Source organism: Kordiimonas sp. UBA4487, assembly GCF_002389025.1.
GTDB lineage: Bacteria > Pseudomonadota > Alphaproteobacteria > Sphingomonadales > Kordiimonadaceae > Kordiimonas > Kordiimonas lacus.
Genome location: NZ_DGNR01000012.1, coordinates 378,650 through 391,735, shown reverse-complemented (window position 1 = coordinate 391,735; position 13,086 = coordinate 378,650). Strand labels below are relative to the sequence as shown.

Genomic DNA, 13,086 nt, shown 5'->3' with positions numbered 1-13,086 from the left:
GCAAGCTGCAAATATCAATGATGTATATACAACAAAATAGGGACAACGCGTCTGTGTGAATAGCCGCCTCCAGGCGGCACTGAGGGTGGCATTAGCCAGTAATCCGGAGGGGAAACATGAAACGATTTTTGATAAGCACCAGCATCGCCGCACTCACTTGCGGCTCCATCACACCTTCTTTCGCAGCCAACAGCGCTGATGGCGAAAGCACCATCGACCGTGTCCTTGATGTAATCACCGTCACGGCCCGCAAGAAAAAGGATGCTGAAAACGTCCAAAGCGTGCCGGTCGCCGTGACCGCCTTCAACGCCGATACAATCGAAGCCCTGCAGGTTCGCGACATCGAAGGCCTCAGCTATTCCGCGCCCAACGTGTCGCTTGATGACATCGGCACCTCCAAGGGGGTGGCCAATTTCTCGATCCGCGGCCTGGGCATCAATTCATCCATTCCGTCCATCGACCCCACCGTTGGCGTGTTTGTGGACGGCGTCTATATCGGGCTCAACAACGGCCTGATCCAGGACACCTTCGACCTCAGTTCCATCGAGGTGCTGCGCGGCCCGCAAGGCCTTCTGTTCGGACGCAACACCACGGGCGGCGCAGTCCTGATCAACACCGGCAACCCGACGGCAGAATTTGAAGCCAAGGTCCGGGTGGCGCATGAAGCCCCGGTGGACAGCGGCCGCGGCAGCGGCAGCACCTTCCTGCAGGCTTATGTCTCCGGCCCACTGGTTGAGGACAGGCTGAACGGGCGGTTGTCTGCCTACTACAACAAGGACAAGGGCTATTTCAAAGACCTGGTGTTCGGTGACAACAGGGGCGGCGGCGAGACCACGCTTGTCCGCGGATCGCTTGAGTTCCTCCCAAGTGAAAGCCTGCGCATTCTGGCTAAAATCGAACATGTAAACGTGGATGCAGACGGCCCGGTTTCACAAAACAGGGGTGTGTATGAGCGCGGCACCTTCGACTTTTCGAACGATAACCAGGGCCTGTTCGATAACAAATCCACGCTGGCGTCCCTCAGGGCGGATCTGGACGTGGCCTTCGGGGACGGCACCATCTCCAACATCTTTGGCTACCGCGATTTCCAGCAGCAGACCAGCGGTGATATTGACGCCCTGCCCGCCTTCATTTTCCATTCCGACAGCGACCTGAGGCAGGAACAGGTTTCGAACGAACTGCGCTATGCTGGCCGTTTCGGCAATGTCGACCTGACAACCGGCTTCTTCTATTTCAAGCAGGATATCGCCTACACGGAAATCCGCCACCTGCCACCCGTGACACCGCTTTCCTTCTATGGTGGCGGCGCGCAGGACCACACGGTGTGGGGCGTGTTCGCACAAGCCGATATTGACGTTACCGAAAAGCTGACGGCAACCCTGGGGCTGCGCTATTCCTCAGAAGAAAAAGACGCCAACATCAGCTACACCATCCCGCGGGCAGCGGCCTGTTCTGTTGTTGACGCAACCTGCCCGGATGACGTGACAGATAAGAACGATTGGTCCAACTTCACGCCCAAACTGGGCCTTCAGTACCGCTTTTCCGACACGCTCCAGGCCTATGCCTCCTACACCAAAGGCTTCCGGTCGGGCGGCTATAATTTCCGCATCACCAACCCGGTGGCTTTCCTTGAGCAGGTTGCCGCCACGGGGTCCTTCGCGTTCGATGAGGAAAGCGTGGATGCCTATGAGCTGGGCGTCAAATACCGCTCCGCAGACGGTGGCCTGACCCTCAATGCCGCTGTCTTCCACACCAAGGTTGACGACATGCAGCGCGAGGTAAACTTTGCGTCCGCCACCTCAGGCGTGTCCCAGTTTATCCTGAACACCGCAGACACAGACATCACGGGCCTTGAACTTGAAGCCTCTGTCCGGCTTGCAAGCAATTTCCTGGTCACAGGCAACCTCGGCCTGATTGACGCGGCTTATCAGGATGTCCGGTCTGACATATCCGGTGACGGCGTCACAGACGGGGCCGACCTGGCGCTTGAGATCCCGCGGGTGCCCGATGTGACCTACGGTGTGGGCTTTATCTGGGACATGGACATGGGTAAAGCCGGTATGCTGACGCTGCGCTCCAACATCCAGTATAAGGACCGCTTCGCCTACAGTGACAACAACCTGGGCTGGATCAGCAGCGCTACCATGCTGGATGCGGCACTGGCGTGGCAGACCCCGCTTGAGAATGTGAAGCTGGCGCTTTACGGCAAGAACCTGCTGGACGAATCCGTGGTTGGCGGCGAAACCCAGCTGCCGTTCGGCGGGCCCCTGTCCACCGGTGTGGCACAACCCTTTGCCGCAAACCCGCAAGGCGGGACCTTCTCCACGCTCAAGCGCGGGCGCGTGCTGGGGCTGGAGCTGATCGTTGGCTTCTAAAGATCATACAGAATTTCGGCGCCCTGCCGAAATACCCCTCTGTGACAACTTCCATTAGACCTTCCCAGTCCACCGGAAAGTGCGCAGAGACATCATCCCCTCCGTCCTTCCAACGCGGGTGATGACCCTGGCCCGGCAGCTTCATGCCGGGCCAGCCTTTTTTCCGTCAGCTCGCCGCCCCAGTCCACCGACCCCGGGGGCGTGCGCCCACCCGGCAGATGATCCAGCCCCAAACATTCGGCGTATCCAGAGTAACAATCACTTTGGAGAGCCGCCGTGCATCAGTCCCGCATCACCTACCCGCCCTGCCGCGGGGAAGCCCATCAGGATATCGCCGTGATCGGCAGTGGTATTGCCGGCCTTTCCTGCGCCTGGCTATTGGGCGAAAGCGCCACCGTCACGGTTTATGAGGCCAATGATTATATCGGCGGCCACAGCAACACGGTGGACATTGAAGTTGGCGGCAAATCCATCCCGGTGGACACCGGCTTCATTGTCTATAACCCCACCAACTACCCTAACCTGACAGCCCTGTTTGACCGCCTGGATGTGCCCACGAAGGGCACTGACATGTCTTTTTCGGTGTCGCTGGATGACGGCCAGTTCGAATATTCGGGCGGGGATGGCTTCGGCCTTCTGGCCCAGCCCACCAACCTGCTGCGCCCGCGCTTCTGGAAGATGATCATCGGGATCCTCAGGTTCTATAAAAAATCAGACGCGTTTCTGGCGGAAGCCGATGGGCAGGACATCAGCCTGCGCACACTGCTCGGGCGTCACGGCTTCACCGAGACCTTTATCAAGGACCATCTGGCGCCCATGGGCGCGGCTATCTGGTCCAGCAACTGCGATGACATCCTGGATTATCCGGCGGCGTCTTTCCTGCGTTTCTTCAGGAACCATGGCCTGGTGCAACTGGCGGACAGGCCAGCCTGGCGCACGGTGATGGGCGGCAGCCGCGAATATGTGAAACGCCTGACGGCCCCGTTCAAAAACCAGATCCGCCTGGCTGACCCCGTTGAGCAAGTCCGCAAGCTTGGCGGCAAGTTTGAGTTGATCACCCGGTCAGGGGCGCGCAGCCTTCATGACCATGTGGTGTTCGCCTGCCATTCCGACCAGGCGCTGAGAATGATCGACCAGCCCCATGATGCGACCGCGACCGCGCTTTCAGCCATGCGCTACAGCCGCAACAGGGTGGCGCTTCATAGCGACATCAGCCTGATGCCCCGGCGCAAGGCCGCATGGGCCAGCTGGAATTATATCGAGCGGCGTGATGCCACCCGCACAGCCGGGCCCGCCGTATCCTACTGGATGAACCGCCTGCAGCATCTGGACACCGACCACCCGGTGATCGTGACCCTGAACCCGGACAGGGACATCAGGCGCGAGCTGGTCCACGGCTGGTATGATTATGAGCACCCGGTGTTCGACCGCGCTAGCCACGCCGCACGACAGCAGCTTTGGGCCGGACAGGGCATAGACAATATGTGGTTCTGCGGCGCCTATCTGGGCGACGGCTTCCATGAAGACGGCATCCAGGCGGGCCTCGCGGTCGCCGAAATGCTGGGCGGCGTGCCGCGGCCATGGCAGAAGCCGGGCCAGAATGCGCGCATCGGCCTTGCGGATCAGTTGCTGGAAAAAGCACCGGAGGCAGCATGAGCGCGGACCTCCAGACATCCCTTTATGTGGGCGATGTGTGGCACAAAAGGCGGCGGCCCAAGCGCCACGCCTTCCGCTACCCCATCTATTATCTGATGCTGGATCTGGACGCGTTCGAGAGGGGCGCACACGCCCTACCGAAAGGTCTGTCGCTCAATCGCCCGAACCTGTTTTCCGTTTACGAAAAGGATTACGGCAAGCGTGACGGCAGTTCACTGAAGGCGCATGTGCTGTCGCTTGTGGCAGGCAGTACGGCGGCGCCAGTAAGCCGGGTGATGATGCTGACCATGCCGCGCCTTCTGGGCTACGGCTTCAATCCGCTGACCGTGTTTTTCTGCCTGTCGGAAACCGGCGAAACGCTGGCGATCGTGTACGAAGTGCACAACACCTTCGGCGAAAGCCACAGCTATATCTATTGCCACAGCACGCCCGGCAGCGCTGTGCCCCTGCATGACGCAGACAAATGCTTTCACGTCTCGCCCTTCTATGGCGTCGAAGGAACATACCGGTTCCGCGTGCGCACGCAAGCCGACAAGCTCGGGCTGGCGATCAACTATCTGGGCCGCGACGGCGTGCTGGACATGACGGCCAGCCTGACACTGGCCCCGCTGCCGCTCACGGGCGCCAACCTGGCCAAGCTGTTCCTGAAGATCCCGCTCGTCACCTTCAAAGTAACAGCGGCCATTCACTATGAAGCGCTGCGGCTGTGGCTGAAGCGGCTGAAAGTTTTCAGCAAACCGGAGCAGGCAAAAATACGTACGAAGATCGCCCATGCGGGCCAGAGCAAGAATAACGGAGGATAATATGGACGGCAGCTTCAACAGGGTTCAGGTCAATCCGCAGCCGACGCTGGCTGAAAAGCTTTTCGCCCGCGTCCTTGACCATCTGGCGGTGGGCACGCTGCGCGTCGCCTTCCCGTCTGGCCATGTCCAGCTTTTCACCGGCACCCAAAGCCCCGGCCCCTACCGGGCAGAAATGCATTTCACCAAATGGTCAGCGATCCGCCGCGCCTTCACGGGCGGCGCCATTGGCCTCGCGGAAGGCTATATGGACGGCGAATGGGACACGCCTGACCTGACGGCGCTGTTGCAGCTTCTTGCCGCCAATATGGACCGGCTTGAAAGCCGCCTGCCGAAACTGCGTGCCCTGAATCTGGTGGACCGGCTGAGCCATTTCTTCAACCGCAACACGGTGCGCGGCAGCCGCCGTAACATCAGCTATCACTATGACCTGGGCAATGACTTCTATGAGCTGTGGCTGGACCCCAGCATGACCTATTCGGCCGCCCTGTTCAGGGATGACGCCAAAAACCTTGAGGCCGCACAGGAAAACAAATACCGCCAACTGGCGAAAGCCGTGGGCATAAAGCCAGGCGACCATGTGCTTGAGGTGGGCTGTGGCTGGGGCGGGTTCGCCGATTTTGCGGTCAACAAGCTGGGCTGCCGCGTCACAGGCGTGACCCTGTCGACCGAACAACTGATCTATGCCCGCGAACGCCTTGGCGCCACCCGCAATGGTGCCGCCGCCAACCTGATGCTGTGCGACTACCGCGACCTTGAAGGCGAGTTTGACCATATCGTGTCGATCGAGATGCTGGAGGCCGTGGGCGAACAGTTCTGGCCCACCTATTTCGAGACGCTCAGGAAGCGCCTGAAGCCCGGCGGCAACATCGGCATCCAGGTGATCCGCATCGCCGATGACCGGTTCGAAAGCTACCGGAAGGGTGTGGATTTCATCCAGAAATATATCTTCCCGGGCGGCATGTTGCCCTCTGACGCGGTATTGAAAGACCAATTCGAAAGCGCAGGCCTTCAGCTCAAGTCCCAGCTGGATTTCGGGCTGGATTACGCCGAAACCCTGAAGCTGTGGCATGACGCCTTCATCGGCGCAAACACCGGCGTGCGCGCCCAGGGGTTTGACGACAAGTTCATCCGCACCTGGCGCTTTTACCTATCCTACTGCGAGGCCGGCTTCATTGAGGGTACCATCGATGTCAGCCACTATGTCATCAGCGAAAAGTGACGCCCGGCAGGCTGATGACACTGGCGCCAGCTTCCGGCATGCGTTTCAGCTGTTTCTCTATGGTCTGCCGGGGCTAGCGCTGGCCTTTCCGCTGATCCCCTTCGCGGTATATCTGCCCACCTTTTACGCCGAAGACAAAGCCCTGGGCTTCACGGCTGTGGCGGTGGCCCTGTTCCTGTCGCGCCTGATTGACATGGTCAGCGACCCCTTCGTGGGAAAGCTGAGCGACAGTACGAAAAGCGACGCGCTTCGGCGCAAGGGCTGGATGGCGGTAGGCGGTGTCATTGCCTCAGCCGCCCTGATCCGGCTTTGCCTGCCCGGGGAGGCCGTCACCCCGCTCTATCTGGGGGCGTGGTCTGCGGTTCTTTATATCGGATGGACCATGGTGATGATTCCCTACCAGGCATGGGGCGCGGATATCGCAAGGAATGAGGCTGAGACCACCCGTTTCACCACATCGCGTGAGGCCTGGTCGCTTGTCGGCATGCTGTGTGCGCTGGCGCTGCCGCTATTTACGGACGCCGCCATCCTGCCGCTTGTCCCACAGATACTGATCCCCATCGGCGCGGGCACATTGGTGTTGGCCATGCTGAGTTTGCCGAACGGGGACATCGCGCGCACTCGGCGAAAAGCCTCATCCCTCTTGGCCATTGTGCGCACACCCCAGATGCGGGGTTTTGGCACGGTCTGGTTTTTCACCGCCACCGCCAGCGCCATCCCCGCCGCCCTGTTCCCGCTTTATGTCAGTGAAGTACTGAAGGGCACAGACGCCCAGAAAGACCTGGCGATCCTGGTCTATTTTGCCGCCGCCGTGCTGGCCATGCCGGTGTGGGCGCACGCCGCGAAGGGCGCGAACAAGAAGCGCATCATGGCGCTGGGCATGGCAGTTGTATGCCTGGCCTTCCCTTTCGCCACCCTTCTGGGGGCGGGTCAGATTGCCTTCTTTTATGTTATCTGCGTGATCACCGGGTGCGCGCTGGCGGCTGAACTGACGCTGGGGCCCGCTGTTCTGGCGGATATCGCCAAGGCCCGCCACCATCTGGGCCACGCGGAAGTGGCCAGCCATTTCGCCATCTGGGGCATGATCAGCAAGCTCGCGTTCGCCTTCGCCATCCTGCTGGCGTTCGGTGCGCTGGGGGCTTCTGAAGCCGTCACCGGCGGTGCTGTGCCGCCCCTAGTTATCGCCCTTGTTTACGCCCTGCTTCCAGCGCTTCTCAAGCTGATGGCAACCCGCAGACTTTGGCAGATTTCTTCAGCTTCCGACTAATCCGGCACCCCCGAGAAACCGTACAAAACTCAGTCGTTTCAATCAAAGGAGACAGGAGTGGCGCGGCATATTTTCACATTGGCAGTTGCCCTATTTTGCCTGACCGCCTGCAGCACAAGCATGACAGTAGAAGAATTCAAAGATCAGGAACCCAGATTCGTTCTGGAGGACTATTTTACCGGCAAGACGAAAGCGACCGGCCTCTTTGAAGACCGGTTCGGGAATGTGCGCAACCAGTTCACCGTGGATATCGACGGCAGCTTCGACGGCACCACGCTGACGCTGGATGAGAACTTCCTCTATAACGACGGAAGCACCGAATTCCGCCGCTGGGAAATCGATAAAACCGGGCCGAACAGCTATGTCGGCCGCACGGAAATGGCCATTGGCGAAGCCGAAGGCGAGACATCAGGCAACAGCTTCCACTGGGAATACAAGTTCCGCCTGTCGGTGGGCGACGATGTCTGGAACGTGACGTTTGATGACTGGATGTTCCTGCAGGAAGACGGCACGCTTCTGAACAAGGCCACGGTCTACCGTTGGGGCTTCAAGATCGGCACCGTGTTCCTGAGCTTCCGCCGCGCGGACGAGGCGGGCAGCAGCAGCGTTGACATTGCCGCTGAATAACGGTCAGCCGCCCCGCACCATCCCCCTGGTGACTGCCAGATAGAGCCTGTCTGGCAGCAGCCGCAGCAACTTCATGATGAAGGCAAAGCGGGTCGGGAAGGTCACCTCGAACCCGGCCCCCGCGAGGCCCCTGACGATCCGCGCCGCTGCCTTGTCGACCGGCATCAGAAACGGCATAGGGAACTCATTGAGGTCCGTCAGCGGGGTTTTGACAAAGCCAGGGTTCACCAGCCGCACGTCGATACCGTCCAGCTTCAGTTCTTCCCGAATGCTTTCTGCAAAATTGATCAGCGCCGCCTTGGAGGCACCATAGGCACTGGCCATCGGCAGGCCGCGATAGCCCGCCAGCGACGCCACAAGCGCTACCTGCCCCTGCCCCCGCGCCCGCATGGACGGCAGCACCGCCTCAAGACAATTCAGCACGCCCATATAGTTCACCAGCATTAACCGTTCATGAGTGGCCAGGTCAAACTGGCGGGCGGACGTGGGCTGGTGCGTGCCTGCGTTCAGCACAGTCAGGTCAGGCACACCCCAGGCGGTCTCTAAGGTAGCGACCGCCAGCTTGAGGGCCGCCCGGTCGCACACATCGGCCACCGCCCAGTTATAGTCGCCCGCAAGTGGCTCTGCCTCAGTCGCCAACGTCTTCAGCTTGTCAGCCGACCGGGCGGTCACAAACACCTTGTGGCCCGCAGCCAGATATTGCAGTGCCAGCTCGCGCCCGATGCCGGAGCTGCCGCCCGTGATCCAGATAATCATGATGGTATCTCCAGCGTGTTGCGGCAATCCGTGCAGCGGAATTCGATTTCACTGCCGTCATCGTGGGTGAAGATCATGCCCAGCCAGTTGCCGAGCACGTCATACCGGGTGTCGAGATCCAGATCACCGCGCACCTGCAGCGCAAAGGCTTCAGGCGATTGCGCGTCATTGGTGCCGCTGATCTCCACCTCATTCAGCCGGCCTGTGATGGTGTTATAAAGCGTTTGCGCCGCCACCACGCCCACATTCCAGTGGTTGGTGGTGACAAAGGCGCGCTCGATACGCCGGCTGCTGCCGTCCGCGTCTATGGCCACATAGTCGCCGCCGTCGGCCTCAATCCGGGTGCTGGTGCGCTCGCCATTGTCATTGACCTCAGTGGATACGCTTTCAAGCACACCGCCCTGCCAGATTTCTTCAGACCAGTAGTGATAGCGGTAGGCGGTGATGAACAGGAATTTCACCTTCATCCGGGTTTCCGACACCACACGCAGGGTGTTGCCGGCGCGGGAGAAGCGAATTTCGTGGTCGCCGATTTTCTTGCCGCCCCTAAGTACGTCATAATGGTTCACAGCGTCCAGCGCGTGCGCCGGCCACGCCAGCACACACAGAAGCATCGCTGCCCATAGGCCATGTCTCACCATTCTATCCTCTTGCCTTTATGGTCAAAAAAGCCGCCTGTATCGGCGGGCTGCAACCCCGCGATAACGCTGAGCATCCGGCCTGCGGCCACACCAGGCGCCTGCACCTCAAGGCCGGTTTTCGCAAACGGTTTGGTCAGCGGCGTGTCCACTGTGCCGGGGTGCAACGCGGCGCAGACGGCCTCTGGCGCCCTGCGCGCCAGCTCCACCGACGCGGTTTTGATCAGCTGGTTGAGCGCGGTCTTCGATGCGCGGTAACTGTACCAACCGCCCAGACGGTTATCGCCGATGCTGCCCACCCGCGCCGACAGGCACACCGCCACCGACCGGCCCTTGCGCGGCACAAGCGGCAGGAAATGCTTCAGCACAAGCGCGGGGCCGACTGTGTTCAGCTGAAACATCCTGAGCATGCTGGTGGGGTCCAGTTCGCGCAGGCTTTTCTCGGCCCGCGTCGCGCCTGTTTCCAGTACGCCAGTGGCAACAATCAGGAGCCTGAGCGTCACGCCCCGCCGCCGGATGGATGCCGCAGCCTCCTTGATGGTGGCTTCATCCAGGAGGTCCAGCCCGCCCTCACTACTGCGGGAAAAGCCGATCACCTGCCCGGCGGGACGCACATCCTCAAGGGCCTGCAAAAGCGCGCCGCCGATGCCGCCGCTGGCGCCAATCACCACCGCAGCATCGGTGCTTTCCGCCAGCAGGCCGGACAGGTCAGAAGCCCACGCCTTGGATGTCATCGCGCCTTCCATATGATCAGTAAGTGCCGCATGGATACTCCTGCTGATTTACCTGAAAGGTATACGGCGACGGCCTGAGATCGGATTGCGACTTCCCTTAGGAAAGCGCTCAAGCCCCGCGTCCACGATTTGTTATAACCTCACACCTTACCTCAGCGACGAAACGTTTCATCGCACGGGCTTTGTATATCTTCCGATATATGACCTAATGCGCCCAGCTTGGTCTGCTGGCACGTATGCTTGCCGACATTTATGGGGGGATTATCATGAAAAAATTTATTGTTGTGATTGCGTTAATTTTGCTGTCGCTTACAGGCGCGCAAAGTAGCGATCATAAGTCCTATAAAATTCTGAGAACTGAAGTGGTGCCTATCACGGACAGCTCAACGGGCAGGGCGTATGATCTCTATATCAGACTGCCGGAAGATTATGGGAAAGACGCGAGTGTAAAGCACCCCGTGGTTTATGCCACCGACGGTGACTGGCACATGCCGTTATTGTCTGGCGCCGCCGAGTTTATGCTGCCGAACGCCATCGTCGTGGTTATGTCCTGGCAGAAGGATTCGAAAGACGATTTTGACGGTGACGAGCGGCCTCATCGTAGCCGCAACCGCGATTACACGTTTATTCCGGCTCCCACCCCAGAACTGCAAGCAAAATATAAAGATGGCCAGGCTCGTAATCACCTGACCTTTATCCGCAATGACGTGATCGGGTTTGTGGAAGCCACCTATCAGACGGACCCGACTGAGCGCATCTATTTTGGCTTTTCCCTTGGGGGTCAGTTTGGTTCCTATATTCTCTTTGAAGAACCGGATACATTCAAACATTATGTGCTCGGTAGTCCGGCCTTCGACCCAAGGAGCCTCAAGTTTCTTCAAGACCTCGCCACAAAACACGAAGCTGATGGCACACCGCTGAACGCCAATGTGTATGTGAGCGTGGGTGAGAAAGAAACTGACGCAATACCCCTGATTGAAGCATTCATGTCCATGCTTCAGCGCCATAAAGCTGCGGGCCTCAACCCAAAAGAGCTTGAGATTGTTGAAAAGTCCGGCCACTCCGAAGCCTTCCCAGCCACAGCAGTGCGCAGCTTCAAATGGTTGTCGGGTCTTATTGCTGATCCGGAATCAGCCTCTACAGGAAGGTAAGTCTATGAAACGTCTTTCTTTCTCTATTGCCTTTTTTCTTGCATCTGCCGCAGTAACGGCTGGCAGCCAAGCCGGTGATAGGGTCACAGGCATGAGCGGCCCTTACGTTGGCCAAACGCCACCCGGCGACACCCCCATCCCCTTTGCGCCCGGTATTGTTGTAACTGACGGCTGGGAATATGGCCTCACTTTCATGCCGGACATGAAGGAGGCCTATTTCCTGCGCAACAATGCCGACACGGACGAGCATGAGCTGATGCGCCTGTGGCAAAAGGGTGGCGCGTGGCACAAAGAGGTTATGGCGCCGCGCTTGGGCCAGCCTGTTATCTCGGCGGACGGCAAAACCATGCATCTGGGGCGGCGCTACAGGGAGCGCACCCAAGACGGCTGGTCGGACGTGAAAATGCTGGACGCGCCCTTTAGTGAATTTCTGATCATGCGGATGTCATCGTCTGCAAGCGGCACGCTTTATTTCGATACCTATGACGAAAACAATGAATCCTTCCCCGTCCGCTTTTCAAGGATGATTGACGGTAAGCGGGAAACACCGCAGGCGCTTGGCGCGGCGATCAATACAGGCGTGCATATCAACCACCCCTTCATCGCGCCAGACGAATCCTACCTGATCTTTGATGTCAAACGCGACAGCGGCTACGGCAATTCCGACATCTATATCAGCTACCGCCAGAAGGACGGATCGTGGGGCGGGGCCATCAATCTGGGCGACAAGATCAATACGCCAGCCTGGGAGGCCGCAGCAGGCGTGACGCCAGACGGCAAATACCTGTTCTTCAACAGAAATGTGGGTTCAGACAATTTTGAGAATGTGGACATTTTCTGGGTCAGCGCGGGCTTCATCGAAGACCTGCGGCCGAAAAACTAACCATGGGCATGAAAGACGTTATGAAACCTTCTTGTACAAAGGCAGCCCTGCTATTTGCGGCGATGATATTGAGCGACGCCAGCCACGCAGGCAACGAGGCGTCGGTTGCCGAAGGCCCATACTTTGGCCAACAACCACCCGGACTGACACCCGAGGTGTTCGCGCCGGGCATCATTTCGAAAGGTCACCGGGAACTCAGCGGCTTTTTCAGTCCGGACATGACGGAATATTATTACACGCTGAAAAAGACCAACAGTGAAGACTGGTGGTTGGTTTCCCTGAAACAGGCAGATGGCCGCTGGACCGTGTCTGGCATGACGGAACGCGTTGGCCGCCCGATCGTTTCACCTGACGGCAAGACCATGCATCTGGGTAAGCATTATAGGGAGCGAGCCGGCGATGACTGGGGTGAAATGAAAAGCCTGGGCCCTGATTTTGAAGACATCCGGATCATGCGCTTGTCGGCCACGTTGGATGGCACCTATGTTTTTGACGAGGCCGGCGTCCCGAACGGCGACGGCATCATCCGCTATTCCCATCTGGTGGACGGTGTGCGCCAGGCCCCAGAAGCGTTCGGGACAGAGATCAACACAGGCCTGTGGAACGCCCACCCCTTCGTCGCACCGGACGGATCTTACATCATCTGGGATGGGGAGCGGGAAAGCGGCCAGGGGGACGGTGATCTTTATATAAGCTTCCAGCTGCCGGACGGCACATGGACAGACGCCCAAAATATGGGGGCCGAGATCAATACAGCAGCCTCGGAGGCGGGGGCTTATGTCTCGCCAGACGGCAAATATCTGTTCTTCAACAGGATGGTGCCATCAGCGGGCGGTAACGGAGAGCCTCAATCTGACCTCTATTGGATCGATGCGCAGGTGATCAAAGATCTTCAACCTGAATAACCCCCCAACGAGATTTCCGTGCCCACCAATGGCGCCAACAGACGATTGGATTTGACCTCGGGCGGCAACCCA

General features: G+C 59.1%; 12 protein-coding genes. 9 read left to right on the top strand and 3 right to left on the bottom strand.

Features of this window, described 5'->3' with window-relative positions; genetic code table 11:
* The first annotated feature begins 116 nt into the window (after positions 1–116).
* The 6 genes from B3Z17_RS11275 (at position 117) to B3Z17_RS11250 (ending at position 7,947) form a co-directional block, all read left to right on the top strand.
* Entirely contained in the window at positions 117–2,375 is a 2,259-nt protein-coding gene (locus tag B3Z17_RS11275; protein WP_286829878.1) for a TonB-dependent receptor, read from the top strand.
* Positions 2,376–2,651: 276 nt separating this feature from the next.
* Complete coding sequence (locus B3Z17_RS11270; protein WP_286829877.1) at positions 2,652–4,031, top strand: NAD(P)/FAD-dependent oxidoreductase; 1,380 nt, start codon at positions 2,652–2,654, stop codon at positions 4,029–4,031.
* Positions 4,028–4,834, top strand: a complete 807-nt coding sequence (locus B3Z17_RS11265; protein ID WP_286829876.1) for a DUF1365 domain-containing protein — start codon at positions 4,028–4,030, stop codon at positions 4,832–4,834. The genes B3Z17_RS11270 and B3Z17_RS11265 overlap by 4 nt, the downstream gene beginning before the upstream one ends.
* A gap of 1 nt (position 4,835) precedes the next feature.
* Positions 4,836–6,053, top strand: a complete 1,218-nt coding sequence (locus B3Z17_RS11260) for an SAM-dependent methyltransferase (RefSeq protein ID WP_286829875.1) — start codon at positions 4,836–4,838, stop codon at positions 6,051–6,053.
* The gene (locus tag B3Z17_RS11255) at positions 6,022–7,320 is read left to right on the top strand and encodes an MFS transporter (RefSeq protein WP_286829874.1); all 1,299 of its coding nucleotides are present in this window, start codon (positions 6,022–6,024) and stop codon (positions 7,318–7,320) included. Before B3Z17_RS11260 ends, B3Z17_RS11255 begins: the two co-directional genes overlap by 32 nt.
* A gap of 57 nt (positions 7,321–7,377) precedes the next feature.
* Positions 7,378–7,947 carry a DUF3833 domain-containing protein gene (locus B3Z17_RS11250; protein WP_286829873.1) on the top strand — a complete coding sequence of 190 codons (570 nt, stop codon included), beginning with the start codon at positions 7,378–7,380 and terminating at the stop codon, positions 7,945–7,947.
* A 3-nt stretch (positions 7,948–7,950) separates the two neighbouring features.
* Here the strand turns inward: B3Z17_RS11250 and B3Z17_RS11245 are convergent, their stop codons facing one another.
* The 3 genes from B3Z17_RS11245 to B3Z17_RS11235 are packed head-to-tail and all read right to left on the bottom strand — an operon-like array spanning position 7,951 to position 10,075.
* Complete coding sequence (locus B3Z17_RS11245) at positions 7,951–8,703, bottom strand: SDR family NAD(P)-dependent oxidoreductase (RefSeq protein ID WP_286829872.1); 753 nt, start codon at positions 8,701–8,703, stop codon at positions 7,951–7,953.
* Positions 8,700–9,344: a DUF6134 family protein gene (locus B3Z17_RS11240; RefSeq protein WP_286829871.1), complete on the bottom strand. Its 645-nt coding sequence runs from the start codon at positions 9,342–9,344 to the stop codon at positions 8,700–8,702. Before B3Z17_RS11240 ends, B3Z17_RS11245 begins: the two co-directional genes overlap by 4 nt.
* The gene (locus tag B3Z17_RS11235) at positions 9,338–10,075 is read right to left on the bottom strand and encodes an SDR family NAD(P)-dependent oxidoreductase (RefSeq protein WP_286829870.1); all 738 of its coding nucleotides are present in this window, start codon (positions 10,073–10,075) and stop codon (positions 9,338–9,340) included. The genes B3Z17_RS11240 and B3Z17_RS11235 overlap by 7 nt, the downstream gene beginning before the upstream one ends.
* A 266-nt stretch (positions 10,076–10,341) precedes the next feature.
* Between B3Z17_RS11235 and B3Z17_RS11230 the strand changes: the two genes are divergently transcribed.
* The 3 genes from B3Z17_RS11230 to B3Z17_RS11220 are packed head-to-tail and all read left to right on the top strand — an operon-like array spanning position 10,342 to position 13,014.
* Entirely contained in the window at positions 10,342–11,226 is an 885-nt protein-coding gene (locus B3Z17_RS11230) for an alpha/beta hydrolase (RefSeq protein WP_286829869.1), read from the top strand.
* Between the two features lie 4 nt (positions 11,227–11,230).
* Positions 11,231–12,109 (top strand): hypothetical protein, encoded by an 879-nt coding sequence (locus tag B3Z17_RS11225; protein ID WP_286829868.1) that lies wholly within the window; start codon positions 11,231–11,233, stop codon positions 12,107–12,109.
* 20 nt (positions 12,110–12,129) lie between these two features.
* Complete coding sequence (locus B3Z17_RS11220) at positions 12,130–13,014, top strand: hypothetical protein (RefSeq protein ID WP_286829867.1); 885 nt, start codon at positions 12,130–12,132, stop codon at positions 13,012–13,014.
* Positions 13,015–13,086 lie beyond the last annotated feature (72 nt).

What these genes read in the sequence shown, in the direction of transcription:
- B3Z17_RS11275 (WP_286829878.1), top strand. Translation starts at nt 117, where the DNA reads ATGAAACGATTTTTGATAAGCACCAGCATCGCCGCACTCACTTGCGGC.
- B3Z17_RS11265 (WP_286829876.1), top strand. Translation starts at nt 4,028, where the DNA reads ATGAGCGCGGACCTCCAGACATCCCTTTATGTGGGCGATGTGTGGCAC.
- B3Z17_RS11260 (WP_286829875.1), top strand. Translation starts at nt 4,836, where the DNA reads ATGGACGGCAGCTTCAACAGGGTTCAGGTCAATCCGCAGCCGACGCTG.
- B3Z17_RS11255 (WP_286829874.1), top strand. Translation starts at nt 6,022, where the DNA reads ATGTCAGCCACTATGTCATCAGCGAAAAGTGACGCCCGGCAGGCTGAT.
- B3Z17_RS11245 (WP_286829872.1), bottom strand. Translation starts at nt 8,703, where the DNA reads ATGATTATCTGGATCACGGGCGGCAGCTCCGGCATCGGGCGCGAGCTG.
- B3Z17_RS11240 (WP_286829871.1), bottom strand. Translation starts at nt 9,344, where the DNA reads ATGGTGAGACATGGCCTATGGGCAGCGATGCTTCTGTGTGTGCTGGCG.
- B3Z17_RS11235 (WP_286829870.1), bottom strand. Translation starts at nt 10,075, where the DNA reads ATGACATCCAAGGCGTGGGCTTCTGACCTGTCCGGCCTGCTGGCGGAA.
- B3Z17_RS11230 (WP_286829869.1), top strand. Translation starts at nt 10,342, where the DNA reads ATGAAAAAATTTATTGTTGTGATTGCGTTAATTTTGCTGTCGCTTACA.
- B3Z17_RS11225 (WP_286829868.1), top strand. Translation starts at nt 11,231, where the DNA reads ATGAAACGTCTTTCTTTCTCTATTGCCTTTTTTCTTGCATCTGCCGCA.
- B3Z17_RS11220 (WP_286829867.1), top strand. Translation starts at nt 12,130, where the DNA reads ATGAAACCTTCTTGTACAAAGGCAGCCCTGCTATTTGCGGCGATGATA.